At 58.0% G+C, this 26672-nt stretch carries 28 protein-coding genes and 1 pseudogene; 12 read left to right on the forward strand and 17 right to left on the reverse strand.

Annotated features, from left to right (window positions below; translation table 11 throughout):
• Window positions 1-2: 2 nt before the first annotated feature.
• Complete coding sequence (locus QTO30_RS17860; RefSeq protein ID WP_340425401.1) at window positions 3-965, reverse strand: acetyl-CoA carboxylase carboxyltransferase subunit alpha; 963 nt, start codon at window positions 963-965, stop codon at window positions 3-5.
• Window positions 966-1115: 150 nt separating this feature from the next.
• Here QTO30_RS17860 and QTO30_RS17865 point away from each other — a divergent pair, with 150 nt between their 5' ends.
• Window positions 1116-1943, forward strand: a complete 828-nt coding sequence (locus tag QTO30_RS17865; RefSeq protein ID WP_340425402.1) for a hypothetical protein — start codon at window positions 1116-1118, stop codon at window positions 1941-1943.
• A 3-nt stretch (window positions 1944-1946) separates the two neighbouring features.
• On the opposite strand, the pseudogene QTO30_RS17870 reads toward QTO30_RS17865, so the two are convergent.
• Together QTO30_RS17870 and QTO30_RS17875 are read right to left on the reverse strand one after the other, a co-directional pair.
• Window positions 1947-2905, reverse strand: a pseudogene (locus QTO30_RS17870) (L-malyl-CoA/beta-methylmalyl-CoA lyase).
• A gap of 98 nt (window positions 2906-3003) precedes the next feature.
• Window positions 3004-3291 (reverse strand): putative quinol monooxygenase, encoded by a 288-nt coding sequence (locus tag QTO30_RS17875; RefSeq protein ID WP_340425403.1) that lies wholly within the window; start codon window positions 3289-3291, stop codon window positions 3004-3006.
• Between the two features lie 112 nt (window positions 3292-3403).
• Between QTO30_RS17875 and QTO30_RS17880 the strand changes: the two genes are divergently transcribed.
• Window positions 3404-3742, forward strand: a complete 339-nt coding sequence (locus QTO30_RS17880) for a winged helix-turn-helix transcriptional regulator (RefSeq protein WP_340425404.1) — start codon at window positions 3404-3406, stop codon at window positions 3740-3742.
• On the opposite strand, the gene QTO30_RS17885 is transcribed toward QTO30_RS17880, so the two are convergent.
• The 4 genes from QTO30_RS17885 to smpB form a co-directional block, all read right to left on the reverse strand.
• The gene (locus QTO30_RS17885) at window positions 3743-4927 is read right to left on the reverse strand and encodes an amino acid aminotransferase (protein ID WP_340425405.1); all 1185 of its coding nucleotides are present in this window, start codon (window positions 4925-4927) and stop codon (window positions 3743-3745) included.
• 3 nt (window positions 4928-4930) lie between these two features.
• Window positions 4931-5782, reverse strand: a complete 852-nt coding sequence (gene sseA, locus QTO30_RS17890; RefSeq protein ID WP_340425968.1) for a 3-mercaptopyruvate sulfurtransferase — start codon at window positions 5780-5782, stop codon at window positions 4931-4933.
• A 157-nt stretch (window positions 5783-5939) separates the two neighbouring features.
• On the reverse strand, window positions 5940-6218 hold the full coding sequence (locus tag QTO30_RS17895; protein ID WP_340425406.1) for a hypothetical protein: 279 nt from the start codon (window positions 6216-6218) through the stop codon (window positions 5940-5942).
• 146 nt (window positions 6219-6364) lie between these two features.
• On the reverse strand, window positions 6365-6838 hold the full coding sequence (gene smpB, locus QTO30_RS17900; RefSeq protein ID WP_340425407.1) for an SsrA-binding protein SmpB: 474 nt from the start codon (window positions 6836-6838) through the stop codon (window positions 6365-6367).
• 76 nt (window positions 6839-6914) lie between these two features.
• Between smpB and QTO30_RS17905 the strand changes: the two genes are divergently transcribed.
• The 3 genes from QTO30_RS17905 to QTO30_RS17915 are packed head-to-tail and all read left to right on the forward strand — an operon-like array spanning window position 6915 to window position 9811.
• Window positions 6915-7358, forward strand: coding sequence for an ion channel (locus QTO30_RS17905; RefSeq protein ID WP_340425408.1), 444 nt, complete (start codon window positions 6915-6917; stop codon window positions 7356-7358).
• Complete coding sequence (locus QTO30_RS17910; protein ID WP_340425409.1) at window positions 7355-8575, forward strand: winged helix-turn-helix domain-containing protein; 1221 nt, start codon at window positions 7355-7357, stop codon at window positions 8573-8575. The genes QTO30_RS17905 and QTO30_RS17910 overlap by 4 nt, the downstream gene beginning before the upstream one ends.
• Before the next feature lie 33 nt (window positions 8576-8608).
• Complete coding sequence (locus tag QTO30_RS17915; protein WP_340425410.1) at window positions 8609-9811, forward strand: hypothetical protein; 1203 nt, start codon at window positions 8609-8611, stop codon at window positions 9809-9811.
• A 41-nt stretch (window positions 9812-9852) separates the two neighbouring features.
• Here the strand turns inward: QTO30_RS17915 and dapA are convergent, their stop codons facing one another.
• A complete protein-coding gene (dapA, locus tag QTO30_RS17920; protein WP_340425411.1) occupies window positions 9853-10725 on the reverse strand; it encodes a 4-hydroxy-tetrahydrodipicolinate synthase in 873 nt (290 codons plus the stop codon).
• Between the two features lie 188 nt (window positions 10726-10913).
• Here dapA and QTO30_RS17925 point away from each other — a divergent pair, with 188 nt between their 5' ends.
• From QTO30_RS17925 to QTO30_RS17935, 3 genes are read left to right on the forward strand one after another with little or no spacing between them, the layout of a single operon-like run.
• Window positions 10914-11366 carry a hypothetical protein gene (locus QTO30_RS17925; protein WP_340425412.1) on the forward strand — a complete coding sequence of 151 codons (453 nt, stop codon included), beginning with the start codon at window positions 10914-10916 and terminating at the stop codon, window positions 11364-11366.
• A complete protein-coding gene (locus tag QTO30_RS17930) occupies window positions 11353-11802 on the forward strand; it encodes a hypothetical protein (RefSeq protein ID WP_340425413.1) in 450 nt (149 codons plus the stop codon). The genes QTO30_RS17925 and QTO30_RS17930 overlap by 14 nt, the downstream gene beginning before the upstream one ends.
• On the forward strand, window positions 11742-12938 hold the full coding sequence (locus tag QTO30_RS17935) for a lytic transglycosylase domain-containing protein (protein ID WP_340425414.1): 1197 nt from the start codon (window positions 11742-11744) through the stop codon (window positions 12936-12938). Before QTO30_RS17930 ends, QTO30_RS17935 begins: the two co-directional genes overlap by 61 nt.
• A gap of 3 nt (window positions 12939-12941) precedes the next feature.
• On the opposite strand, the gene QTO30_RS17940 is transcribed toward QTO30_RS17935, so the two are convergent.
• Both QTO30_RS17940 and mnmD read right to left on the reverse strand, forming a co-directional pair.
• Complete coding sequence (locus QTO30_RS17940) at window positions 12942-13805, reverse strand: DMT family transporter (RefSeq protein ID WP_340425415.1); 864 nt, start codon at window positions 13803-13805, stop codon at window positions 12942-12944.
• The gene (gene mnmD / locus QTO30_RS17945; RefSeq protein ID WP_340425416.1) at window positions 13795-14475 is read right to left on the reverse strand and encodes a tRNA (5-methylaminomethyl-2-thiouridine)(34)-methyltransferase MnmD; all 681 of its coding nucleotides are present in this window, start codon (window positions 14473-14475) and stop codon (window positions 13795-13797) included. The genes QTO30_RS17940 and mnmD overlap by 11 nt, the downstream gene beginning before the upstream one ends.
• A 47-nt stretch (window positions 14476-14522) precedes the next feature.
• Here mnmD and QTO30_RS17950 point away from each other — a divergent pair, with 47 nt between their 5' ends.
• On the forward strand, window positions 14523-15527 hold the full coding sequence (locus QTO30_RS17950; protein WP_340425417.1) for an NAD(P)/FAD-dependent oxidoreductase: 1005 nt from the start codon (window positions 14523-14525) through the stop codon (window positions 15525-15527).
• 92 nt (window positions 15528-15619) lie between these two features.
• Here the strand turns inward: QTO30_RS17950 and QTO30_RS17955 are convergent, their stop codons facing one another.
• The 5 genes from QTO30_RS17955 to QTO30_RS17975 are packed head-to-tail and all read right to left on the reverse strand — an operon-like array spanning window position 15620 to window position 19222.
• Window positions 15620-16288 (reverse strand): cupin domain-containing protein, encoded by a 669-nt coding sequence (locus tag QTO30_RS17955; RefSeq protein ID WP_340425418.1) that lies wholly within the window; start codon window positions 16286-16288, stop codon window positions 15620-15622.
• Window positions 16289-16297: 9 nt separating this feature from the next.
• Window positions 16298-17056 carry a LamB/YcsF family protein gene (locus tag QTO30_RS17960; RefSeq protein ID WP_340425419.1) on the reverse strand — a complete coding sequence of 253 codons (759 nt, stop codon included), beginning with the start codon at window positions 17054-17056 and terminating at the stop codon, window positions 16298-16300.
• A gap of 1 nt (window position 17057) precedes the next feature.
• Window positions 17058-18077 (reverse strand): 5-oxoprolinase subunit C family protein, encoded by a 1020-nt coding sequence (locus QTO30_RS17965; protein WP_340425420.1) that lies wholly within the window; start codon window positions 18075-18077, stop codon window positions 17058-17060.
• Window positions 18077-18811 carry a 5-oxoprolinase subunit B family protein gene (locus QTO30_RS17970; protein WP_340425421.1) on the reverse strand — a complete coding sequence of 245 codons (735 nt, stop codon included), beginning with the start codon at window positions 18809-18811 and terminating at the stop codon, window positions 18077-18079. Before QTO30_RS17970 ends, QTO30_RS17965 begins: the two co-directional genes overlap by 1 nt.
• Before the next feature lie 9 nt (window positions 18812-18820).
• Window positions 18821-19222 carry a rhodanese-like domain-containing protein gene (locus QTO30_RS17975; protein WP_340425422.1) on the reverse strand — a complete coding sequence of 134 codons (402 nt, stop codon included), beginning with the start codon at window positions 19220-19222 and terminating at the stop codon, window positions 18821-18823.
• 178 nt (window positions 19223-19400) lie between these two features.
• Between QTO30_RS17975 and QTO30_RS17980 the strand changes: the two genes are divergently transcribed.
• The 3 genes from QTO30_RS17980 to QTO30_RS17990 all read left to right on the forward strand — a co-directional run bounded on the left by QTO30_RS17980 (window position 19401) and on the right by QTO30_RS17990 (window position 24656).
• Window positions 19401-20120, forward strand: a complete 720-nt coding sequence (locus QTO30_RS17980) for an OmpA family protein (protein WP_340425423.1) — start codon at window positions 19401-19403, stop codon at window positions 20118-20120.
• A gap of 274 nt (window positions 20121-20394) precedes the next feature.
• Entirely contained in the window at window positions 20395-21540 is a 1146-nt protein-coding gene (locus QTO30_RS17985) for an efflux RND transporter periplasmic adaptor subunit (RefSeq protein WP_340425424.1), read from the forward strand.
• Window positions 21537-24656 carry an efflux RND transporter permease subunit gene (locus tag QTO30_RS17990; protein ID WP_340425425.1) on the forward strand — a complete coding sequence of 1040 codons (3120 nt, stop codon included), beginning with the start codon at window positions 21537-21539 and terminating at the stop codon, window positions 24654-24656. The genes QTO30_RS17985 and QTO30_RS17990 overlap by 4 nt, the downstream gene beginning before the upstream one ends.
• 1 nt (window position 24657) lies before the next feature.
• On the opposite strand, the gene QTO30_RS17995 is transcribed toward QTO30_RS17990, so the two are convergent.
• Window positions 24658-25707, reverse strand: a complete 1050-nt coding sequence (locus tag QTO30_RS17995; protein WP_340425426.1) for a flavin monoamine oxidase family protein — start codon at window positions 25705-25707, stop codon at window positions 24658-24660.
• A 68-nt stretch (window positions 25708-25775) separates the two neighbouring features.
• Window positions 25776-26666, reverse strand: coding sequence for a LysR family transcriptional regulator (locus QTO30_RS18000; RefSeq protein ID WP_340425428.1), 891 nt, complete (start codon window positions 26664-26666; stop codon window positions 25776-25778).
• Window positions 26667-26672 lie beyond the last annotated feature (6 nt).

A 26672-nucleotide genomic window follows, 5' to 3' on the forward strand; every position in this document is an offset into this window, starting at 1 on the left:
GCCTAGGCCGCAAGGCCCTTGGAGCCGAGCGCAAGGTACTTGTTGCGCCGGTCCGCGCGCAGCTTTTCGCCAGAAAGATCACGCAGTTCGTTCAGCATGGTGACCAGTGCTTCGCCAACGGACTTGATCGCAGATTCGCGGTTACGGTGCGCGCCCCCTTCGGGCTCTGGGATGATCCGGTCACAGACGCCCAGTTCGTGCAGGTCCTTCGAGGTCAGACGCAGGGCTTCTGCAGATTCGCGCATTTTCTCAGCGTCTTTCCATAGGATGGAGGCGCAGCCCTCGGGGCTGATCACCGAGTAGATGGAGTGTTCAAGCATTGCGACCCGGTTGGCGGATGCAAATGCCACAGCCCCACCAGAGCCACCTTCACCGATCACAACGCTGATCAGGGGCACTTTCAGCTCCAGACATTTTTCAGTCGAACGGGCAATCGCCTCGGACTGGCCGCGTTCTTCTGCGCCTTTGCCGGGGTAGGCACCGGGGGTGTCGACCAGCGTGATCACGGGCAGCCCAAAGCGGTCAGCCAGTTCCATCAGACGGATAGCTTTGCGGTATCCTTCCGGGCGGGCCATGCCAAAGTTGCGTTCGATGCGCGATTTCGTGTCGTTGCCCTTTTCGTGCCCAATGACCATGACCGGGATATCGTCGATGCGCGCAAGTCCGCCCATCACAGACAGGTCATCGGCAAAATTCCGATCACCCGCCAGCGGCGTGTATTCCGTGAACAGCGCATCAATATAGTCTTGGCAATGGGGGCGTTCAGGGTGGCGGGCCACCTGACATTTGCGCCAAGGTGTCAGGTCAGCATAAAGCGACGTCAGCAGGTCAGACGCCTTTTTATCCAGCGCTGCGGCCTCTTTTGCGACATCCATTTCAGGGTTCTCGCGGGCCATCGCGCGTAGCTCTTCGGCCTTACCTTCAATCTCGGCAAGCGGTTTTTCAAAGTCGAGGTACTGGGTCATAGCTGCGCGGCCCTTTGCATGCGTTCGTAGATATATGGCGTATGGACAGGGCAAGTGCAATGTCGATGGATTGCCACATTTTTGCCATTTGCAATACATCTGCAAACGCGCCAAACAGTCGGCAATATCATAGCAAATAGGAATATTGATATGCGTATACTCAGCATCACCGCAGCCTTGGCCCTTGGTTTTACAACCCCCGCCATGGCGCAAGATATCAACTTCGGAGATGATAGCAGTGACTGGGCCAATGATGGCGAGTGCGACGATGGCCGCTTTACTGGTGAAGGCCTGACATCCACCCCGCTTCTGGAAGAAGACGTGCTTGCTGACGCCACTGACTGCCGCACGGCTTACGAGGCAGGCAAGCTCACTCTTCTTGGCGTTGCAGCAGACGGCAGCATTGATTTTGGCAACGACGATGGCGAATGGTCCAACGATGGCGAATGTGACGACATGCGGTTCGAAGGACCTGGCATGACCAGCACACCATTGCTTCAGGATGACATCATGCGTGACGCCAGTGATTGTCGTGAGGCCTTCGAGGCGGGGCAGTTGGCGCTGCGTGGTCAAGGTGCACCCGATGCACCCGGCACACCCGATGTGATCATCAAGGGTGTCAACTTTGGCAATGATAACGGTGACTGGTCCAACGATGGCGAATGTGATGACCCGCGCTTTGAAGGTGCCGGGATGACGAGCACACCACTGTTGGCAGATGATGTGCTGCGTGACGCTACGGATTGCAGCACCGCTTTCATGGCAGGCAACCTTACGCTTCGGGGTGTTGACGCCAAAGGCAACATCGACTTTGGCAATGACGATGGCGAATGGTCTAATGATGGTGAATGCGATGACATGCGGTTCGAAGGACCAGGCATGACCAGCACAGTGCTGTTGTTCGACGACATTATGAGCGATGCCACCGATTGCCAAACCGCCTATGAGGCAGGCGCACTGACGCTGGTGGGGCAATAGGATTTAGCCTGCGATCATCTCGGACTGACGCACGATGACTTCGGCCTGCTTGATCGACGCGATGTCGACCAAGCGGCCTTTGTAAACAGTCGCCCCTTCACCCCGCGCCTTGGCGTCTTCCATAGCTGCCAGGATTTCGCGGGCTTCGGCAACAGCTTCCGCTGAGGGTGTGAACACCTCATTGGCAAGGGCGATCTGCTTGGGGTGGATCGCCCATTTGCCGACCATACCGAGGGTAGCTGACCGTTTCGCTTGTGCGCGATAGCCTTCGTCGTCACTGAAATCACCGAAAGGCCCGTCAACGGGCAGCACACCATGTGTCCGGCACGCCGCGACGATAGCCGTCTGCGCCCAATGCCATGGGTCAGAGTAGTGGCGGGTGTCGCCATGCAGCATATAGTAGTTTTCCTGCGTCCCGCCGATGCCCGTGGTCTGCATCCCCATTGAGGCAGCAAAGTCAGCCGCCCCGAGGCTCATTGCGGCCATGCGCGGTGAACTGGCGGCAATTTCTTCGACATGTGCGATGCCCGCTGCGGATTCGATGATGACCTCAAAGCTGATCGGTTTGGCGCGGCCTTTGGCCGTTTCAATCGCGGTCACGAGTGCATCGACCGCATAGACATCCGCCGCGCAGCCGACCTTTGGGATCATGATCTGATCAATACGGCTGCTTAAGCCTGTTCCAGAACATCTACCACGTCTTTGTACCAATAGGGTGTATCCAACCCGTTGATCCGCACGCTCAGGTATTTGGTGTTCCAATCCACATCATTGATCGCCTGAATGACGTTTGCGCGTGCTGTGTCTTTGTCCGAGGGCGATACGCTGTCCTCAAGATCAAGGTTGATCACATCTGCCGCACTTGCTGCCATTTTTTCAAACAGCTTGGTGTTTGAGCCGGGTCCGAAGAGCTGGCACCGGTTTGGGCGGGCAGGGGGCGTGGGTTGCAGGCGGAATGACATGGGTGATCCTTGCGGTATGATTATTTCGTCAAGAGTTGCGCAATGGGTAGAATATTGCGCAATCCTTCACAAGGCCGTTTTTGCAGTTGCAGCATTTGCTAGCTGGTCTTGGACATTTCGTTCAGTGTAAAGGATGCGACCGCGCCATCGGTGGCTTGCATATAAGCGGCCAAATGCGGGGCATTCATATGGGTCTGCCATAGGTCGCGATTTGTCCAGTTTTCATAAAAGACAAAGAAGCCGTGGTTTTCATTGTCAACGTGCAGATCATAGTTGATGCACCCCTCTTCGGCGCGCGTGATCGGGATCAGTTTTTCCAACTCGGCGCGGACCAGCGCCTCTTTTCCGGGGACGGCGGTGATTTGTGCAAGAATTGTCAGTGACATGGAAACGCTCCTTTGTTGTGTCTGAGCGGGATATGATTTACACATTCACTATACGCAAGTACGCACAAATAATGCATATAGGTACATTTTGGATACTAAAGGGTTGAATCGCGTGGACCGCTTTGCCGCATATGACTGTAGCGACGGCTGCCCGGTCGAGGCCGCGCTCGAGCAGATTTCGGGTAAATGGAAAGGTCTTGCCATCTATCATCTGATGGGTGGCACAATGCGGTTCAACGCGCTTGTTCGGGCGTTGGGTGACGTGACCCAGCGCAGCCTGACAAAGCAACTCAGAGAGTTGGAGGCGGATGGGATCATCCATCGCGAGGTTTATCCAGTGGTGCCACCCAAGGTGGAGTACAGCCTGACAGCAAAAGGTGAAGCTCTGCGTCCGGTGATTGTTGCGCTGCATGGGTGGGGCAGCCGGAATGCGCTGCCCCTGAAAGGCTAGTTATACGCCAGCTTCGACGATGGCTTTGGCCAACACCGGCACCGTCTGCGCGTTCAGGCCTGCAATGTTCATCCTGCTGTCGCCCACCATGTAAATCCCGTGATCTGCGCGCAGCTTTTCGACCATCTCGGGCGTTGTCCCCAAACGGCTGAACATCCCGCGGTGATGTGCGAGGAAATCAAAGCGGTCACTGTTGGTCAGCCGCTTGAGCTCATCGGCAAGCTGCTGGCGCAAAGCCAGCATGCCATTGCGGGTTTCTTCCAGTTCCGCTTCCCAATCGGCCCGCAGTTCGGGGTCTTGTAGAATGGTCGTCACGACCCGTGCGCCGTGGTCCGGCGGGAAGGAGTAGTTTTGGCGGTTCAGGAAAGCGAGGTTCTGTTGGGCCAGCGCCTGCTGATCAGCATCCTTGCAGACAGCCATCAGAATACCCGTCCGCTCGCGATAAACGCCGAAGTTTTTCGAACAACTCGCCGCGATCAGGCAGTTTTCAAAGCTGCTGGCGATCTGGCGCGTTGCCTTTGCATCATCAGCCAGTCCGTCGCCAAAGCCCTGATAGGCGATGTCGACAAAAGGTACAGCGCCCTTATTTTGCATCAGACTGATGACTTGCGCCATTTGCTCATACGACAGGTTTGCGCCTGTGGGGTTGTGGCAACAGCCATGCAGCAGAACGATATCGCCGGGCGCAACACTCTGCAGGTCGGCAATCATGCCGTCAAAATCCACACTGCGTGTTTCATTGTCGAAATAGCGGTACTCGGCCATGCGCATGCCAAGGTATTTGATGATCGACGGGTGGTTTGGCCATGTCGGGTTGGAGAGCCATACGGTGGCCTTGGGGGCGGCGATGCGGATGAGTTCCAGCGCCTGACGGATCGCACCTGTCCCACCGGGGGTGGCGACGGCAGCAACACGTTCGTTCAACACGCTGTCGCCCAGCACGAGGTCTTTCATCACCGCACCAAAGGCAGGATCGCCTGCCAGCCCGGTATAGGCTTTGGTTGACTGGTCGGCCAGAATGCGACGCTCCGCTTCTTTTACGGCGCGCATGACAGGCGTATTGCCCGTCGCGTCCTTATAGACGCCGACGCCCAGATCGACTTTGTCAGTGCGCGGATCGGCTTTATACTTGGCCATCAGCGCCAGGATTTTGTCGGCAGGTTGGGCGGTAAGGTTTTCAAGCATTATTTAGGCTCCGGTGGCGATTGGAAGGTCGGCATACATGCCCCATTCGGACCATGACCCGTCATAAAGCGCATGATCCGTTTTGCCGATGCGTTCAAGGGCAACTGACAGGATGGCGGCGGTCACGCCAGACCCGCAGGTTGTGATCGCCGGTTTGCTCAGATCGACACCGGCTTTCTTGAAGATGGCCTCAAGGTCGGCGGGCGCTTTCATCGTGTTGTCGGTGTTGAGCAGATCTTTATAAAAGACATTCTGCGATCCGGGGATATGGCCTGCGCGCATGCCTTCACGGGGTTCCGGGTCTTCGCCTTTGAAGCGCCCGGGCGCGCGCGCATCAATGATGCTGTAGTCGCCCAGCTTGGCCGCGCGGGCAACATCTGTCACGTCGCGCACGCGGTGCCCTTCCATCTTCACGGTCATATGGCGGTCGCGGATTGTGGGGGCCGCATTGGTGATTTCATGCCCATCGGCCACCCATTTGGGTAGCCCGCCGTCAAGAACGGCAATGTTGGTCTGGCCCATCAGGCGGAACAACCACCAGACGCGGGCCGCCGAAAACAGCCCCGCGCCATCATAAACAACAACCTGATGCCCGTCGCCGACGCCCATTGCACGCATCCGGGACATGAATTTTTCTACCGGTGGTGCCATATGAGGCAGTTCTGACCGGCCATCACTGATCTCATCAATATCAAAGAAGCGTGCGCCGGGGATGTGGTAAGCAGCGTATTCGGCTTTGGCGTCGCGTCCGCTATCTGGCATGTACCATGACGCATCAAAGATCCGCAGATCAGGGTCTTTGAGATGGGCGGCCAGCCAATCGATGCTGACCAGTGTTTTTGGGTCATCCGCCATTGATGCAGTCATCCTATGCCCCTTCACAGCAATCGCGTCAGAGGTATCGCGCAGCGCCTTGTAAGACAAGCCTTCGTCGTAGGGCGCGCCGTGCGATCTGGCAAAGAAAAACGCCCGCAATCGGATGCGGGCGCCACACAGAAAATACGAGGTTGGCTTACTTGGCCATCATGTTCTTGATCATGCCAACAACGGCCAAAGCGGCACCGCCGCCAACGCCACCGCCAGCAACCTGCGTCAGAATGCTGCCGATATCGAGACCACCGGCCCCCGCACCCACGCCCAGAACAGCACTGAGGATTTGACCACCGATACCGCCGCCAACGATGCCCGCGATTGAGTTGCCCAGCGTCCCAAGCGAAAGGTTTTTCATGACCCCACCCGCCAAGTTGCCGCCAACAGCACCAGATATGAGCTGAATGATAAGTTGTTCCATGGTGTCCCCTTTCTAAAGGTATTTTTTGGAAGCGCGCAAAAGTCGATCCAAGACGGCGCCATGAGGTATGGACCAGCTATTGGACCGCATCTCAATGGCGGACAATCGGATCTGGAAGGTGAGCGCGAAAGGGGAAAATCGGCCGGTTAATCCCCGTGGCGGAGCAAGCGCTGTTTCTGACGGCCCCAGTCACGTTTGGCTTCGGTCTCGCGCTTGTCGTGATTTTTCTTACCCTTCGCGGTGGCGATCTTGAGTTTCACAAGACCCCGGTCATTGAAATACATCACCAGCGGGACCAGCGTCATGCCCTCGCGCTTGGTGGCGTTCCAAAGGCGGGCCAGCTCGCGTTTGCTAGCCAAGAGCTTGCGTTTGCGCCGTTCCTCGTGGGTGAACATGGCGCGGTCGTAGGGGGCGATGTAAGCGTTGGTCAGCCATAGCTCTCCATCGTCTACGCTGGCATAGCTGTCAGCGATATTGGATTGGCCGGTGCGCAGGGATTTGACTTCGGACCCGGTCAGAATGATACCGACCTCAAGATCATCCTCAATGGCATAGTCGTAGCGGACACGCCGGTTTTCGGCGATCACTTTGTAGTTTTTGTTTTTGGGTTTCTTGGCCATAGTTGGCATCAGATAGGGGATGCTGGTCTTGCGCACAAGATGTGTGAGCGCTGCTACCCGCATTGGGAAACGACGGATGTTTGTTCAAATTGCACTTGGCACCATATTGATGCTGTTTTCCATCTTGATTGCAGGCATCAGTTTCTGGCTGATGGAAACATGGTTGTTAAGGTATCGCCCCTGGCTGACGCGCGCGCCACATCGCCCCAAGCTGATTGTTGTGCTGTGTATCGCGGCCGTTTGGATCATGGCGCAAATGACAGCAGGGGTGTGGGCCTGGGCGCTCACGATGATGGCATTGGGTGTGTTTGATACGTTGGAACTGTCTGTCTATTTTTCACTGGTGGCGTTCACCACGCTGGGGTTTGGCGATGTTCTGCTGCCGATTGAATGGCGTCTGCTGGGCGGTATGGCTGCAGCCAATGGGCTGCTGAATATTGGTCTGGTGACAGCATTGTTGGTCGAGGCTTTGCGGCAGGTCCGCTTGCAGCAACTTCAAATGACGAAGGCAGACAGTTGAGCGTTCCGGTTCTTTCCAACAAAGCGGCCCGCCATGTGTTTCTTGCCCGACATGGCCTTGCGACGCGCCCTTCGGGTGCGGGCAAAGGTGCGGACCTGAAGTGCGTGATTGACGATCTTGGCTTTGTGCAACTGGACAGCGTGAACACCTTTGCCCGCGCGCATGATCTGATCCTGTGGTCGCGCCGTCAGCAGTTCCGGCCCAAAGCGTTGCAGCACTTGCTGCACCGCGACCGGCAGGTGTTTGAACACTGGACCCATGATGCGGCGACAATCCCCATTGAAAGCTTTGCCCATTGGCGCCTGCGCTTTGCCCGCGACGCTGTGCGGATGGAACAGCGGTGGAAGGAATGGCGGCGCGGCGATTTCATGGCCAAGATCGACGCCGTTTTGCGCCAGATTTCGGATGACGGCTGTTGCACCTCGGGTCAGGTTGGCACGGATGAAAGCCGCGGGTCCGGCGGGTGGTGGGATTGGCATCCCTCCAAGACCGCTTTGGAATACCTGTGGCGGTCCGGGCAGGTGTCAGTTGTGCGCCGTGACGGCTTCACTAAGGTCTATGATCTGACCGAGCGGGTTATCCCTGCGGAGCATTTGAACAGCCGCCACACTCCTGAAGACACGATTGATTGGTGCTGTGCGGGTGCCTTGGATCGTCTGGGTTTTGCGACCAGCGGTGAGTTGGCGGCTTTTTGGGATCATGTGACGCCGGGCGAAGCAAAGAGCTGGTGTGCGGACGCGCTCGCGGATGGGCGCATCATTGAGGTCGACGTGGAATGCGTCGATGGCAAGTTGCGTCGGTCATTTACTCTACCGGACATCATGGACACACAGGTTGCTGCCCCCGTGTCACGTATCCGGATTTTGTCGCCTTTTGATCCGGCATTGCGGGATCGCAAGCGCGCCGAGCGCCTTTTCGGGTTTTCTTACCGGATCGAGATTTTCGTCCCTGCGCCGAAACGCCGGTATGGGTATTATGTGTTCCCTGTGATGGAGGGCGACCGTTTGATTGGCCGGATCGATATGAAACGCGAAGATGGCGTTTTGGCTGTCCGTGCGTTCTGGCCCGAGCGAGGTGCGCGCATGGGGTCGGGGCGTGTTGCGGCGTTACGAAAAGAGCTGGAGCGTGCAGCGATGTTTGGCGGTTGCGGAGACGTTCGCTTTGCTGAGGGCTGGATCACGGTCACAGATTGGAACTTGAACAATGTTCAAAAATAACTTATCCAGATTGAAACTCAGTCAGGAGACCGCATGTATTATGTCGCTCAAACGGATCAGCTTGTTGCCGATGGTGTGATCAACACTGCGCAAGCCGATGAAATCCAGACCCGCGCCCGTGCTGCAATGATCGCGCTTTGCGTGAACTCTCTGTTGATCGCCGGGATTGTGGCAGCGACCCTTGGGTTGGTCTTCTATCTGGCTAGCGCGCTCAGCGTTGCGGTCTGCGGTGGCCTGTTTCTGGGTGGGGGGCTGTTGATCCTGCGCTATGGCGCAGAGCTCTACCGCATGTTTGGCAACGCAAGCGCGCTGATCGGGGCGGGGATGCTGATATCGGGAACCGGGTTCGAGTTGGCCGATAAGGTGCCGGACGTCGCGGGTGTGATGATGGCGATTATCGGGGCGGTCCTTGCAGGTCTGTTCTATTGGCGTTTTCGGACCGGGTTTGCACGACTCAGATTTGCCTATGGCGCGGTCTTGGTCATGGCTGTCGCCCTGCATTTGGTCGGGATCTATGGCGCTGCCTATAAGTTCGATCTTGAAGGGTGGCCTATGCCATTGACCCATTTCTATGTGTTTGCCGTGATCGCTGCGCTGGGTCTGACGTTGGACCTGCGGATTGTCACCGCGCTAGCGATCGTGCCCTTTGCACAGATGCTGGATACGGGCACTTACTATTTCACCGCAGCTTATGTGTTCTATTCCCCTGAATCGACGCTCAGCATCTTGCAGATGTCATTGCTGATCGCGGGCTGCCTTTGGGTCGTCGGTCGCGGCGGCGCTGCGATGGCGCGCCAAGCTGGTATCCTGATGATCATGGCCTTTGTTATCGCGAACCTGTGCTTTCTGGTGGGCAGCATCTGGGGCGACGTTGTGGGTGAGAGCCTCTGGGGCCCTGCCTATGGCGACTTTGATGGGGATTGGGACGCGTACCATGCCGCGCATGACACCTTCCGTGCACAGGCATTTACGATCGGTGAGGGGGGCTACTCTGTCACCTGGGCGCTGCTTTTGGGTGGGTTGATTATCTGGGCGGCGATGTCGAACCGACGGGGCATGTTCAATACGGCGATGACCTTTGCGGGCATTCACGCCTACACCCAAATGTTCGAGAGTTTCTATGATGAACCGCTGGCCTATGTGATCGGCGGTTTAGCCGCGATCCCACTGGCCTTTGGGTTGTGGCGGTTGAACAATGCGTGGTTCAAACCGCTGTCACCTGCCAGCACGCAGTAGAGCTGTGGGATGTAAGGTGGGTTTTAACCCACCTCAATTGATCAATTCAGCAGTCCGGCATGCACCATCGCTGCGCGCACCTTTTCTTTTGTGCCATCCGTCAAACCCACCAAAGGCGAACGGACTTCTTCGCTACACATCCCCAACAGGGACATGCCGTATTTCGCACCGACCAGGCCTGGCTCCGTGAACACAGCCTCATGCAGCGGCATCAGGCGGTCCAACTGAGTCAATGCTTTGGCATAGTCACCTGCCAGTGTCGTTTCCTGAAACTCGGCGATCAGCTTGGGCGCGATGTTTGCCGTGACCGAAATACAGCCCTGACCGCCATGCGCATTGTATCCAAGTGCCGTCGCGTCTTCGCCCGACAGCTGGATGAAATCAGGCCCGCAGCGCATCCGCTGGGCTGGTACACGGGACAGATCGGCCGTTGCATCTTTCACGCCGATGATCATCTCGTGCTTGGCCAGTTCCGCCATCGTATCCGGCGTCATGTCGATCACCGAACGTGGCGGGATATTGTAGATAATGATCGGCAATCCGCAATCCGCGGCGGCTGTAAAGTGGGCGATTAAACCAGCCTGGGTCGGCTTATTGTAGTAGGGTGTCACCACAAGGGCGGCATCCGCGCCAGCGGTCTTGGCCGCCTCGACAAGGCGTACGGTTTCGGCCGTGTTGTTCGAGCCAGCACCGGCGATCACTGGGGTACGCCCAGCCGCTTCATTCACCACAGTTTCGACAACCAAATCATGCTCGGCGTGTGTTAGCGTCGGGCTTTCGCCTGTCGTGCCCACCGGCACCAGCCCGTGTGACCCCTGATCGACATGCCAGTTCACAAGTTTCTTCAGCGCATCCACGTCGACTTGGCCGTTCGAAAACGGCGTGACGAGGGCGGGGAGTGATCCCTTAAACATGGCACGCTTCCTTCTTGTTGATGGCCGGGAGTGGCCGCAGTAAAATCGCGCGGACACTAGGCGCAGACGCCAAATCCTACAAGCCCTTCGTTTGGATCATCGATTGGCACAGTTTCCGCCGATTGCCGCGTTTGTGAGTTGTTATTGTGCCCATGCAGTCTAACTTCCTTCTTAAAAAGGGGCGTGCAGTGAACCTAAGAAGTACTTTGATTCTGATATTGGCATATGCAATGGCCGTTCCTGTCGTGGCACAGTCGGTTGATCCCAAAAGCATTGCAGCCATCAAGACGACGGCGGCGGATTGGGATGTGGCAGATCAGATGGCCGAGGACGTCGGGCCGTTGACGGCTGACGTTGTGATGTGGCTACGCCTCCGTGCAGGCGAGGCTGACTTTGCGGAGTATCAGGATTTTTTGACCCGCCGTGCCGATTGGCCGGGGTTGGGCCGCGTGCGCGCCCAAGGTGAATTGCTGATTGAAGATCGCGTAACGCCCGAGGCTATTCTGACTTGGTTTGGCGACGAAACACCGCAGACTGGTCAGGGGGCGGTGCGGCTGGCGCGGGCGCAACTGACGCTGGGGCAGGATGACGCTGCGCGCGAGACCTTGCGCGACACATGGATCAATCATGCGACTGGATGAAAACGGGCAGGCAGCGATGGTGGGGGCATTTGGTGAGGAACTGAAGTCCTTTCACGCCGCACGTGTTGATGCCTTGCTTTGGCGGTCGCGTGCGGACGATGCAGAGCGGATGCTGCCGCTTCTGTCAACTGAACAGCGTGCATTGAGCGCTGCCCGCATTGGTTACAACCGGCGCGCCGGTAACTTGCCGGCGTTGGTGAATGCAATTCCTGCAAACCTCCGCCAAGATCCGGGTTTTGCTTATGCCCGTTACGCTTGGCTGGCTGGTCGGGGTGAGCGGACCGATGCGGTCAAGATGCTGCTTGAACGCTCCACCAGTGGTGCTGCCTTGGGTGAACCGTTCCGCTGGTCGGGCTGGCGCCGCGTCTTGGCCCGTTGGGAAATGCGCGAGGGCGCGCCGCGCAGGCCTATATTCTGGCATCACGCCACTATCTGACCGAAGGCGCGTCTTACGCTGATTTGGAGTGGCTGTCTGGCTATATCTCTCTAACATATCTGGGTGACCCCGCGCAGGCGCTGGGGCATTTTCAGAATGCGCTGCGGGCGTCGAGTAGCCCAATTTCCTTGGGGCGCATGCACTATTGGATTGGTCGGACGCATGAGGTGAAAGGTGACGCCGATCTGGCGGCAGATGCTTACAGCGCAGGGGCCGCGCATCAGACCAGTTTTTATGGACTTCTGGCGTCAGAAAAGGTGGGCCGCCCTCTCAACCCGACCCTGGCTGGAACGCAGGTAGACTGGCAGGGCGCGCCTGTCTTCGACAATGATATCGTGCAGGCGGCCTTGATGTTGCTTGCCAGCGGCGAACGTGGCGCGGCGTTTACGTTCTTTGCGCAGTTGGGACAGACATTAAATGCGACAGAGTTGGCCCAACTTGGGGCTTACCTGACCGAGATCGACGAGCAGCGTTATACAGTCTTACTGGGCAAAGCTGCGGTTGCCCGGGGCATTCTGATACCTGCGATTTACTTCCCTATTCACGATATGGCTGCAATGGATTTGCCTGTGGAAACTTCGCTGGCATTGTCAATTGCGCGCCGGGAAAGCGAATTTAACGAAGGTATTGCGAGCCCCGTTGGTGCACTCGGCCTGATGCAGGTTATGCCAGCGACGGCGCGCGAGGTGTCGGGCAATCTCGGGCTGCCTTATGCCCGTGGTCGGTTGACGAATGACTGGCAGTATAACGCGACCTTAGGTGCAGCGTACCTTGCCTATCTGGAAGAAGAGTTCGGCCAAAGCCCGGTGATGATAGCAGCAGGTTATAACGCTGGCCCCAGCCGCCCGCTGCGCTGGATGGATGAACGGGGTGATCCGCGGTTGCTTGAGATGGATGTCGTGGATTGGATTGAACATATACCCTTCCGCGAAACCCGGAATTACGTGATGCGCGTCACCGAAAGCATCCCGATTTATGAGGCGCGGTTGACCGGACAAACGGGGCCTGTGCGTTTCACTGACCTCTTGATTGGGACCAAACCCATTGTGCGACCGCGTGCACGCCCAGCTGCAACGCCGCCAGCGACATCGACATCTAGCGCGCCACCATTGGTCCGCCCGGTGGCGCGCCCCTGAACATCATTTTGTCTGTTTGGCGCGCCAAAGCGTGAACAGCCCCGCAGCGACGACAATCGCTGCACCAACCGCCACATTCGGGCGCAATGTTTCGCCAAACACAAGCAACCCGATGGCGGTGGCAAAGACCAGTTGGAGATAGGCGAAGGGCTGGACTTCGCTGGCTTCGGCTACCTCATAGGTCTTGATCAGCAGCCAGTGCCCGCCTGCGCCGGTGATGCAAAGGGCACCCATCCACAGCCAGTCGGTTGCGGTCAGCGGCTCCCAAAACCACACGCCTGCAATGGTCATGACAACGGCCCCAGACGTGCCGGTCCAGAAGAATGAGGTCGTGGTGGTGTCCTGGCGGGCCGCATAACGCGTCAGCAAGCCATAAAGCGCAAACAATGTTGCGGCGGCCAGTGGGACAACAGCTGCCGGGGCGAAGACAGTGTAGCCGGGTTGCAGGATAACAAGAACGCCGATGAACCCGATCCCGATGGCGACCCAGCGGCGCCAGCCGACTTTTTCACCCAAGACAGGGCCGGAAAGGGCGGCGATCAGCAGCGGGTAGCAGGCAAAGATCGCGTGGCTTTCGACCAGCCCCAGCAGGACGAAGGCGCTGACCATCACGCAGATTTCCAAGGCAAGCAACGTGCCGCGTGTGATTTGCAGGATCGGTTGTTTGGTCGCCGCTGCCGCGTGGATTGACCCAGATTGTCGGGTCGCAATCGTGATGACGAAGGCCGCAAAGAACCAATAGCGGATCATGACGATCATGATGACGTTGTAGTTTTCCGCCAGATGGCGCGAAATGCCGTCTTGGACCGCGAACACAAAAGTGGTGGCGATCATCAGCAGGATGCCAAGGCGGGGGTTATTCTGCATCGGGCATCCTTGCGCGCGTCATATGGCGTTTGCGGCCAAATCCGGGGGTACGGGTGACGTCGAAACCCGCATCAGTGAGGGCTTGTCGCACGTGACCGGCGGCGGAATAGGTGGCGGCAGTGCCGCCCGGTTTGGTGTGTTGGCCGACGGCCTCCAGCAGGTCCGGCTCCCAGAGTTCAGGGTTCTTGGCGGGCGAAAAGCCGTCAAGAAACCATGCATCTGCGATACCGCCCCATGCTGGGAGGGTTAGTCGGGCGTCGCCGGTGACAACCAGCAATGTGGGGCCATTGGTGAGCGTGATTTGGTCTATTTGGGGGGTCCATTCAGACAGCAGCGTTTCTGCGAAAGATGCTATCTGCGGGAAATGTTCAAGTGCTTCCCGCATATCGTGTAGTTGCATCGGGAAGGCTTCGAATGACGTGAAGTGCAGATGTCCGGGGTGTCCCGCTTCGGCCCATGCGGCCCATGTGACCAACAGGTTCAACCCGGTCCCGAAACCCAGCTCTGCGATCTGGAAATCACCGCCAAAACGCGCGGGCAGGTCGTTGCCTGCCAGAAACACATGCGCCGTTTCGGCCAGCCCGTCATCCAGCGAATAATAGGGATCATCAAAGGCTGTCGCGATCGGCACACCATCCCGCCAGTCGAGTTTTGCTGTCTGGTCTGTCATGCGCCTTTGCCTTACCACTGCGCCATCTTTGAGCGGAAGGATCGTGAATGGCAACGGCAGATGTGACGGTCATGGGGGCAGGTGTTTTTGGCCTGTCGGTGGCCTATGCCTGCGCGCGGCGCGGGGCCGTGGTCCGGGTCATTGATCCGCATGGGGTGGCTTCTGGTTCCAGCGGTGGGCTGGTCGGTGCCTTGGCGCCGCATGTGCCCGAGAACTGGAATGCGAAAAAGGCATTTCAGTTTGAGAGCCTGATCATGGCCGAGGCGTTCTGGCGCGACGTTGCAGACCTTTCTGGCGTTAATGTGGGCTATGCCCGATCTGGCCGTTTGCAGCCGTTGGTGGACGCGCGGGCTGTGGCGCTGGCGCATGAGCGTGCTGGCATTGCGGCTGAGCTGTGGCAGGGCAAGGCACAATGGGAAGTCATTTCAAGCGGTGAGGCCAACTGGATGCCGCCTTCGCCAACAGGGCTGGTCGTGCATGATACATTATCTGCTCTCATTCACCCACGCCAGGCGACCCGTGCGTTGGCTGATGCCGTGGCCGCGCTCGGGGGCGAGGTTTTGGCCGAGGGCGACCCTCAGGGCAGGGTCGTTTGGGCGACTGGCTGGTCCGGGATGCAAGAGATTGGCGGCAATGGCGTTAAGGGGCAGGCCGCGTTGTTGCGGTTTGATGCGGCGGGGCAGCCGCAGTTGTTCGCGGATGCGCTACATATCATTCCGCATGGTGATGGCACAGTGGCCATCGGGTCGACATCAGAGCGCGAATTTGACGATCCATACGGTACTGATGAGGGCCTTGATGATGTGTTGGAACGCGCAACGCTCGCCTTCCCGATTTTGCACGGTGCGGAAGTCTTGGAGCGCTGGGCGGGTGTGCGACCCCGCAGCAAAAGCCGCGCGCCGGTTTTGGGCGCACATCCAACGCGAGACGGTGAGTATATCGCCAATGGCGGCTTCAAGATTGGTTTTGGGATGGCACCCAAGGTTGGTGAGGTGATGGCCGCGCTCGTTCTTGATGACGATGATCAGATACCGGGTGAGTTTCGTGCCTGAGGTTACATTGGTTGGGGCGCTGCCCCCGTCGTTACGCTCCTCCCCCAAGGTATTTTTGAACATGTGAAGATGAGGGGTTTTGTGCTTGGTGATCAGGCTCTGAGGGCTTGGGCAAAGGGGAGGTGGCCTGTTTTGATCCAGAAGGTCGCGCCTTGATCCGTTGCAGTGATGTGCAATGGTGCACGTTCTGGCAGGCGCAGCCATGCGCCTTTGCCGAGCGCTTCGTCTTCTTCGGTTGCCGTGCCGGAGATCATTAACAGTTCGACGCCTCCTTGCGGGTTTTCTGCAAAGCTTGCGCCGGGTGCGAGCGTGATGTAGCGCACCGTTTCGCGTGCGTCTTCATGCAGGAGCTGTCCGCTCACCCCGTCGCCAATGACCGTTAGGTCAGCTGTCATATCCTTGCGAAACTGTGTGCGGTCCTCGGGATCAAACTGCCAGAGTTTGACGAAGATGGTGCAGCCTTGCTCTGCGCCGGGGGTGTGCGACGTCGTTGGCGGATTGCGTACATATGTGCCCGCCGGATAGTCGCCATGCTCATCCTGAAACACACCGTCAAGCACGATGAATTCTTCGCCGCCCGTATGTGTATGCGCCGAAAATTTGCTACCCGGCGCGTAGCGGACGACCGAGGTCGCGCGCGCCACTTCGTCGCCGATGCGGTCCAGCATACGGCGGTCGACACCGGGCATGGGCGAGGCTTTCCATGGGAGATCTTCGGACTGGATCAGGACCCGTTGGGTGAAGTCTGCATTGAGTTCCATGCCAGCTCCTTATAGCGATGCGATTGTGATACCGGCCTCGGTCAGGTGCCGCCGGATGCCTGCCGCCATTGCAACAGCACCCGGGGTGTCGCCATGCAAGCAGATGGTATCGATCTGACAGGGTATCTGTTTGCCGGATTCGGCAATGATGGCACCTGCCTGCAGCATTTTCAGAATGCGTGGGGCCGCGACGTCTGCGTCGTGCAGGACGGCACCGGGTTTGCTGCGATCCACCAGCGTTGCGTCATCGTTGTAGGCGCGATCGGCGAAGATTTCGCCCGCCCAGTTGCAGCCAAGGTCGCGTACGACCTCTTCCATGGCGGTCGCGGCGAGTACCATGATCACGATGTCTGGATCCACATCGAGGGCGGCCTGATAGCAGGCTCTTGCCAGCCCGTGATCGACTGAGGCCATATTGGAAAGCGCGCCATGGAGCTTTAGGTGCCTGACCGTACCGCCCGCACGTTTGGCCATCGCTTGGGCCGCGCCGAGTTGATAAGCAACTGCATTGGCAATCTCATTGTGGGGCATGGGCAGTTTCCGACGCCCAAACCCCTTGAGGTCCGCAAAGCCCGGATGTGCGCCGATGCTGACACCATTGGCCACCGCGAGCCGCATGGTCTCGGCCATCACATCGGGGTCGCCCGCATGAAACCCACAGGCGATGTTGGCGGATGAGACGATATCGAGCAGTGCCGCATCATCGCCCATGCGCCATGGCCCAAAGCCTTCACCCATATCTGAATTGAGATCGACGGTGCGTGTCATGTCAGGGCCTTTCAAGATCGTCACCGGGGGTCGCCCCACTGATCAATTGGTAGCGGAGCAGATCGGCAATGTCATGGGGATCACGGATCATCGGCTGGCACAATTTGGTGATGGCGCGCAGTTGTGCCTCATGCGAGGTGGCTGTTGCGTCCGCCTCGGCGATTGTTAGGAACGTGAACTGCAACGGTGTGTCTGGTGCCGCTTGGGCGATTGTGGGTAGGTCAGCTGGGATAACGCTGCCGATGCGGGGGTAACCTCCGATGGTCTGACATTCGGCCAGCAAAACATAGGGCACACCTTCGCCTGTGATTTGGATATCACCGGGGACGATGAGATCGGAGACATGGGTCAGGGCACCCGACGTACTGAAACTGTCGCCTGTGTAGTCCAGCCTGACCCCTTGTCTGTTGCCACTCTGGCTGCGGTGGAACTGCGTGTTGCAGAACGCATCTTTGGTCTGAGGATCGAAGAAATCCGTTTGCGGTCCGGGCATGATCCGTATCGTGCCACCTGAAAACCGATCCGGGGCGGTCAGCCTTTGTTGCGCACGCATTCTGTTGAGGTCCGATCCAAGGGGCAGCCTGTCACCCGGCTGCAAGCGCGCGCCGATGCCTGCCGTCAAATGGGTGGCGCGACTTCCCATAATGGGGTCTGTTGCGATGCCGCCCGCCAGGCGCAGGTAGCCGTAGACCCCTCTTTGCGCAGCGCGGATGGTCAGTTTCGCTTGGGCTGGCAAAAATTGGGTCGTGTTGTGCGGCACGGGCGTGCCGTCGATATCTGCTTGCATAACCGCACCGGTCAGCGCGATGCGTGTCGCTTGATCCACGCTGAATGTACCGCCAAATCCCATCATTTCGACGACGGCATCCGCCGGGTTGAGGCCTAGCAATGCTGCCCCTTCCAACAGGGCCAACGGGTCGGCGGCACCGCCTGTCGGCAACCCCTGTGCTTGCCAACCGGGACGCCCAAGATCTTGGACGGTCAGGCCGGGACCAGCGCTATGAACGGTTAGGGTTGCCATCAGCGCAGTACCTCACAGGTGGCGCCGCCGTTGGTGTGGGTATCTGCCTGTATCGCGCGGAATTCCATGTCCGAGACAGCTTTGAACTGGACGGCATCGCCCGGCTCAAAAGCGAAGGGTATGGGCTTTTCAGGCAGATACACGCGGAATGCGGTTTGCCCGATATGACGCCAGCCGGTTGGCGCATCCGCTGCCCAGATGATCAATTGACGGACGGCTGTGATCAGTGCCCCACGGGGCAGACTTTTTGTCAGTTCTGTCTGGCGGGGAATGTTCCACTGTGGCGGCAACATGCCCAGATAGGGCTGACCGGGGGCAAAGCCGATGGCGATGACCCTTACCGTTGTTGCCTCGATTTGCGCGACCGCCTGAGCCGGTGTCAGACCTGCCAACCCAGCAGCCTCGTCCAGCTGTGGTGCGAATTCTGCCCCGAAGACAGCCGGGATGCGCCATAGGCGGCGTGGCCCGAAATCATCTGTTTTATGGGTGTCGATCAGCGCCACAAGGGCCTTGGTTACCGCCTGGCGGTTCGTGGCTTCGGGGGCAAATCCTACACGTACCGAAACCAGCGATGATGCAACCTCTGTTACGCCCGGGATGGCGGCTTCGTCGACCAGATCGCGAAAGCTGAGCGCACGGGCGTTCGCCTCTTCCGTCAGGATGCGCGAAAACCGGATCAGAACGCCATCGACCCCTAACGGGCTTATCTCCGGGGCGTGTTCATTCGCGGTCATGGGCCGGGTCTAAGAGGTCTTGCCAGAACTGTCGATGGGGCCTGCGGCTTTGGTCCATCCCGTGAAGCCTTCTTTAAGATGCGCTGCCGCAAACCCCATGTCATTCAGTGCGGCTACTGTCAGCGCGGACCGCCAACCTGACGCACAGTGAAAGACAAAGGTACGGTCTTCCCCGAAGATGTCCTTGAAGTAGGGGCTGTCCGGATCAATCCAAAACTCGGCCATACCGCGCGGACAGTGAAAGCTGCCCGGGATTGATCCGCTGCGTTGGCGCTCGCGGATATCACGCAGATCGACAAAGGTGACATTCGGGTCTTCCAGCATCGCGATAGCGTCGTTTGTTTCGATTTCTTCAATCCGGGCGCGCGCGGTTGCAACAAGATTGGCAGACGAGATTTTGAGTTTGGGCATGGTGATCCTGCAGTTTGGGTATGTCTTAGTTGCGCATATGGCAGGTGTGGATGTCCAGATGCCAGCTCTACGAACTGCAACAATCCATGACGCCGATATGATCAAGGTTCATTTCCCATAAGGCCGTAGAGGTGGTTCACACTGCGGTCAAAGCTTATTGAATATGGAGACCCCTAAGATGCGCACGACCTACATTTTGATGCTTTGTCTGTTGGCTGCGACGGGCAGCACCGCCGTTGCACAAGAAGATACCGAAAATGCCGATACGATGACCGATGAAGTCATGGAAGAGGTTTTGGCCGAAGACGCAATGGCTGACGAGGTGATCGAAGAAGACATGGCCGAAGACGCGATGGCCGATGAGGTGATGGAAGAAGACATGGCCGAAGATGCGATGGCCGATGAGGTGATGGAAGAAGACATGGCCGAAGACGCGATGGCCGATGAGGTGATGGAAGAAGAAACGCCAAGCCTTGAAGAGGTGGCAGCCTCGGACCCAGATCTGGGTGTGCGCGTCAACGATGAGGGTGAGGTTGACGCGATGGTCATGCTGTCTGACGTGCTGTTCTCATTTGGTGATGCCTCACTGAATCCTGCGGCACTGGATGTGCTGGCGGGTGTTGCAAACAAGCTCAGTGAGGTTCCATCGCTGGAAATCACAGGCCATACGGATGCCATTGGCGACGCTGATTTTAACCTTGCCTTGGGGCAGCGTCGTGCGGACGCCGTGCGCGATTGGCTGATCGCGAATACCGAATTCTCAGCCGACGCGATTACGGCACGCGGCGTGGGCGAGGCTGACCCGATCGCTGCCAACCGCACAGAAAGCGGCGCCGACAACCCTGAAGGTCGTGCGCAGAACCGGCGTGTTGAATTTACCTTGCCTGACGCAGGCTAGCGGTAAACAAAAAGGAATGATTTGTGGCTTACGGCTGGGGCAACCCGGCCGTAGTTTTTGTTTTTTCCCTTCCAAATCGTGGTTGGCTTAGCCCTACAATACTCGCATCCAGCTCGCCGACTTTGCGCCTCGGGCGGGTTTGAAACGACACATCTTGTCAGTTTGAAATTGCGAGCACCGTGTCTAGAAACTCTTACAAGAAGTGCCTATCTAGCGCCTCAGGGCCGCGAGAAGCTTCCTTTGCTGGCCTAAAGAGATTTTGAAGGAACGCCTGATGGCACAAGATATAGAGCCGAATCTGGTAAGCAAATTGACATTTGATACAGATAAAGGGGCGGGACGCTCCAAGTGGGTGTCGGGTTTTCTGGCCCTGCTTTTGATTGGCTGGATGGGCAGTGGTTATGTCATTCCCAGCGAAGCTGCCGAAGATGAGGCCGTCGCAGCACCCGTGAAAGCCGCGATTGCCGTCGCTGTGATGCCCTCCGATGCGCAGGATGTGCAACTGGTATTGACAGCCGAAGGCCAGTCCGAACCCGACCGCGCCACCAACATTCAGGCCGAAGCAAGTGGGCAAGTTGTTTCTGTATCTGCCGCGCGCGGTGATCTGGTGACAGCGGGACAAGAGATTGGCCGGATCGACGCCGAGACGATCGAAGCCCAATTGCGGCAGGCCCAGACCCAGCTGGATCAAGCCCGCCGGGACCTGAACAACGCCATGGCTTTGCAGGATCGTGGTGTTGCCACCGAAGACCGTGTCGCCGCTGCACGTGCCGCGAAAGCAGCGGCAGATGCGGCTGTGACCGCAGCAGAAGAACAGCTGGAAAATACGATTATCCGCGCACCCTTTGCCGGTCGGTTGAATGATATGACCTTGGACGAAGGTGAATTCGTTGATGCCGGAAACGTTGTCGCCGAGGTGCTGGACAATGATCCGCTGACCGTGGTCATTCAGGTGCCCCAACAGGCCCTTTCGCGAATTCACAACGGCCAAATGGCCCAGGTGCGGTTTATTACAGGTGAGGAACGATCAGGTACGGTCAGCTTTGTTGGTGCCAATGCGGATCAGCAAACCCGCACCTTCCGGGTCGAAGTGACGGTCGACAACCCCGACAGCGAGATGCCGGCTGGCCTCAGTGCGCGTATTGTTATCCCGACAGGGCAAGCGCGCGGGCATTTTGTGTCGCCTGCGATCCTGTCACTCGGCACCAATGGTGATCTGGGGATCAAGACGGTGCAAGAAGACAATACGGTCGCCTTTGCGCCCATTGCGATCGTGCGTGCGCAGACAGATGGGGTGTGGATCACCGGGTTGCCAGAATCCGCGACGATCATCACTGTAGGCCAAGGCTTTGTGAATGCGGGCGATGTGGTTGATCCGCGTCCGGCGGCGGCTGAGCAGACCGCGGGTGTATCGCAATGAACGCACTGATTGATGCCGCCTTTAACCGCAGCAAGGTTGTACAGCTGGTGCTGGTGTTTTTGCTGGCCGTTGGATCACTGTCCTACATTGCCATCCCAAAAGAGAGCAATCCCGAGATCCCGATCCCGATTGTCTTTGTGTCGGCGTCGGTGGATGGGATTTCGCCAGAAGATTCCGAAGATGTCCTTGTCGGCCCGTTGGAAAACGAGTTCGCTTCTCTTACGGGCTTGAAATCCATGACAGCCATAGCCAGCGAAGGGCGCGGTGCTGTTCAATTGGACTTTGAACCCGGCTTTGATGCGGATGAGGCTTTGGACAAGGTCCGCGAAGGTGCCGACAGGGTTGAAGATGATTTGCCGTCGGATGCGACGGTCATTGTCACCGAAATCAATACGGCCCTGTTCCCCATCCTGACCGTTATTCTGTCCGGGCCGGTGCCCGAGCGGACGTTGAATGCGCTGGCCGAAGATTTGCAGGATGATATCGCAGCACTGAGCGGTGTGTTGGAAGTTGATGTTGCTGGCAAACGCACTGCATTGATGGAAGTGCTGATCGACCCGACTGTATTTGAAACCTATAACATCACCTTCAACGAGCTGATCAGTTCAATCACCAACAACAACCAGTTGATTGCCGCAGGGGCAATTGAAAGCGAGGCCGGTCGACTGGTTTTGAAAGTGCCAGGCCTGATCGAAGACATCGAAGATGTGATGGAACTGCCCGTGCTGGTGCGCGGCCAGACCGTCGTTACATTCGCGGATGTCGCCACGATACGCCGTACATTCGAAGACCCCACCGGTTTTGCCCGTATCGACGGCCAACCAGCCTTGGCACTTGAGATCAAAAAACGTGTCGGCGCCAATATCATCGAAACCGTTGATGAGGTTCGCAGTTTGATTGAAGCGCGGCAAACCGAATGGCCCGAAAACGTACAGGTCCGCTATACACTGGACGAAAGTGAAACAGTCAAAACGATGCTGTCGGACCTAGAGGCCAATGTGATAGCCGCCATCATTCTGGTCATGATCGTTGTTGTCTACGCCCTTGGTTTGCGGTCATCTTTGCTCGTCGGACTGGCCATTCCGGGTGCGTTCCTGACGGGTGTCGCAGGTCTCTATTTCATGGGTTTCACGATGAATATCGTGGTCTTGTTTTCCCTGATCCTTGTTGTCGGCATGCTGGTGGACGGGGCGATTGTAACCACCGAACTGGCTGACAGGTATCTTCACGAGGGCCAATCCCCGAAAGAGGCCTATGCGCGTGCGGCCAAACGCATGGCCTGGCCGATCATCGCATCTACCGCCACCACGCTTTGTGTGTTCTTCCCACTGTTGTTCTGGTCCGGCGTTGTAGGCGAGTTCATGAAATTCCTACCGATCACCGTAATCTTCACACTTGCGGCATCGCTGTTCATGGCGCTGGTATTTATTCCGGTCATGGGCGGTCTGATCGGCAAGCGGCAGGCCCAATCGGCCACGGCCAAGGCACAGCTTTATGCCGCAGAACAAGGTGATCCGCGTCAGATGACGGGGTTTATGGGTGGTTATGTACGTGTCCTTGAATGGTCGATCTTGCGGCCATGGACCACGCTTAGTCTGGCGATGATGGCGCTGATTGCGTCCTTTGTCGCTTATGGCAGTCTTGGCAACGGCCTGACGTTCTTTCCTGAAGTAGAGCCTGACTATGCTCAGGTTGAAGTGCGCGCGAAGGATAACTTCTCGGTCTATGAACAAGACGCGCTGGTACGGCAAGTTGAAGCCCGTCTTGCGATTTATGATGAAGTCGCGAGCGTCTATGCCCGTTCGGGCGGCGGCAACGATGGGACTGATACGATTGGCGCGATCCAGCTGGAATTGGCTGATTGGGATACGCGCCGGACGGTCGGATTGATCGCCGAGGACATCCGCGCCGATATGGCGGAGATCCCGGGCATTGATGTGCAGGTGCAGACGGATTCGGGTGGGCCCGGTGGCGGCAAGCCAATCAATCTGGAGGTTGTGGGCAACAATCCTGACGATCAGGAGGCCGCCGTTGAAATGATTCTGGCAGAGATGACGCGCCTAGGTGGCTTCATTGATGTGGTGGACACGCGCCCCAGCCCGGGCGTCGAATGGCAAATTGCCGTCGACCGGTCCGAAGCGGCGCGCAGTGGCGCCAGTGTGGCGGTGCTGGGCCAAGCAGTGCAGCTGCTGACGCGCGGCATCACTGTCGCGAATTACCGCCCCGAGGACGGCGACGGCGAAGTGGATATCGTTGTGCGCTTCCCTGCCGGTGACCGGACACTGGCCGAGCTTGAGGTGCTGCGTGTGCCCACAGACGCGGGCCTTGTGCCGATCTCGAACTTCGTGTCCTTTTCGCCTGCACCGCGCAGTGGGGTGATCACCCGAATTGATCAGGAGCGTGTCGTCACGATCTCGGCCGATGTGGCCCCCGGCGTGTTGCCCAATGATCAGACGGTTGCACTTGAGGGCGCTATCGAGACCATGGACCTTCCCGCGGGTATACGTGTCGAATTCGGCGGTGAGGCGGAGGAGCAGGAAGAATCGATGACCTTCCTGATTGGCGCTTTCTTTGCAGCGATTGGGTTGATGTTTGTGATTCTGCTCACGCAGTTCAACAGCTTCTGGCAGGCCTTTATTGTAATGTCGGCGATTGTGTTTTCTATCGCAGGTGTCTTGCTGGGGCTGATGATCACCGGGCGCCCCTTTGGTGTTGTCATGGGCGGCATCGGGGTGATCGCTTTGGCGGGGATCGTGGTGAACAACAACATCGTCCTGATCGATACGTTCAATCTGCTCAAGGCCGAAGGTTTATCTTCGCTGGAGGCTGCTTTGCGGACGGGGGCCCAGCGTTTGCGCCCGGTTGTGCTGACCTCGGTGACAACTGCATTGGGTCTGATGCCGATGGTGATTGGTTTGAACATCAACTTCTTCACCCGCGAGATCGTCTATGGCGCGCCCTCTACTCAGTGGTGGACCGAACTATCAAGCGCGATTGCGGGTGGTTTGATCTTTGCGACAGTGCTGACATTGCTGGTCACGCCAGCCATGCTGATGCTGGGCGAACGTCGGGCGAAGCGGTCCGAGGCGGGGCCGGGACTGATGCCCGCCGCATAGTCTAAGGTGTTAGGATCTGTGCTGCAGCCGTTTCGGCGGCTGCCAGCGCGCCTTCGATCAACCCGCCATTGTCCGGTGCCATCTCTGTGGTCGCAAACAACAGTTTTCCGCCCCACATGTTTTGCAGGGTATCTGGCATCTGATAGGGTGGATGCCCTTGCGGTGGGGCGGCATCAGCTGGCGTCGCCGTGAGCGGGTCTTGCGACCAATCTTCCAGCATAGTGGCAAGTGGCGTACTGGCTTCAGGCCCAAACAGGTTGGCAAGCTGATCAACGGCTGCAGTTTGCAGGGCATCGCCTGCCCGCATGCGGATGTCAGCCGGGATACCCATGAACCCAAAGAGCGCACCAAATGCGCCGTCTCGTGGGCTTGCATCATGAATTTCCACCATGGGTCCACGGCGGCTGCTGGCATCGCCAGACAGGCTGCGGGCGCGCCAGAATGGCGTGGGGTAGACCGCCACGAATTTGGCATGTGCGCCCATCCATGTCGGGATGTCTTGCAGGGCAGACATTGCACCTTTGGGTAGCGCAGGCGCGAAGCTGAGTTGTGCTGTCAGGCGGGGTGGGAGGCAAAGGACGATCCGGTCAGCAGTGGCTGTTTCTCCGTCGGAGAAGGCTACAGCCGGGCCATCTTGGACTGTCTTTGCGATCCTGTTGGTCTGCACCCTTGTCGGATCAAGTCGGCCAGCAAGCGCATCAGTCAATGCCGATGTGCCGCCACTAACACGCAAAGACCCCGCCATCGACATAAAGCCTGCGTTGCGTTGAACGTCACCAGAGGATTGCTCATAGAGCTGATCGCCACTGCCCCATTGCTCAAACAGATGTAGGTCAAGATCATCAACCAGTTGCGCCACACGGGTCTGGCCCGGCCAAACCCAAGATGGTCCAAGGTCGAATTTTGTGCCCGCCACATCAAGAGACTTGATCCGCCCACCAAGGCGTGACCGTGCCTCGACCAATTGATAGTCATGCCCGGCCTGTTGCAGCCGATATGCAAGGGATAGTCCGGACAGTCCACCGCCGACGATCAGTGTTTGAGTATGCATGTGGTGGCCTAAAGTTGTTGTTAGGCGAGCCATAAAGGAGTGGGGTGGGCAACGGTAGGCCGTGCCGTTCACATCAAAGCGACCTCGTGATCACTGGCCAATAGCTTGCCTAGCAGAGGATTGGGGAATTTGCGGGCGACAGTGACCGCATGAAAGCTCTCGCTAAGGCCCAATTGATGCCCCGCCTCAATCAACATGCCTGACTGCAGCTCGTTCTGGACCGCGATGGGCGGCAATACCCCAAGTCCGATGTCCTCACGTGTCAGCAAACGCATCATCGCGACGTCGTCAACCTCTGCGGCCAGCGTGGGTTCGATGCCTTCGCGTGCGCAAAGCCGGTCGAAACCGGCGCGCACAGGGCTGTCTTCGGTTGGGACGATGATGGGGTTTTCACGCAGCAACGTGGCCAGCGGTGCCTTGACAGACAAGCGCGAAGGTTTGCCGATCAGGCTGACGGGCTGGTCCGATATAGGCTGCGACGTGAAATTTGACATCGCGTCATGCGCCAGTGGGCTGTTGGTCAGGACGACATCAAGGCTGAGTGTTTCCAGACCTTGCAGCAGTTCAACCAGCGTGCCAGAGCGGAGCACCAGTTCGACATCAGGGAGCCCCAGCAGCGGCCGCAGAAATTCGATCTGAAAGTTGCGCGACAGCGTCGCTAGGGCGCCAACCCGCAAGACCTGACGCGGGCGTCCTTGCTGACTAAGCGTGCCCAGCAGGTCATTGCCTGCATCAAAGATTGTGTCCGCATAATCCAGGGCAATTCGCCCGGCCTCGGTCAGGTGCAACTGTCGACCGCGCCGTTCAAAGAGCGCGTGGCCCAAACGGTCTTCAAGTTTACGGATTTGTACGGAGAGCGCTGATTGCGACAAGTTCAGTTTCCCGGCGGTGCGGGTTAGGTTGCCGTCATGGGCCACGGCCCAGAAATAGCGCAGGTGGTTATAATTCATATCCGACATATCGTT

Origin of the sequence: Yoonia sp. GPGPB17 (assembly GCF_037892195.1) — a bacterium.
Lineage (GTDB): Bacteria > Pseudomonadota > Alphaproteobacteria > Rhodobacterales > Rhodobacteraceae > Yoonia.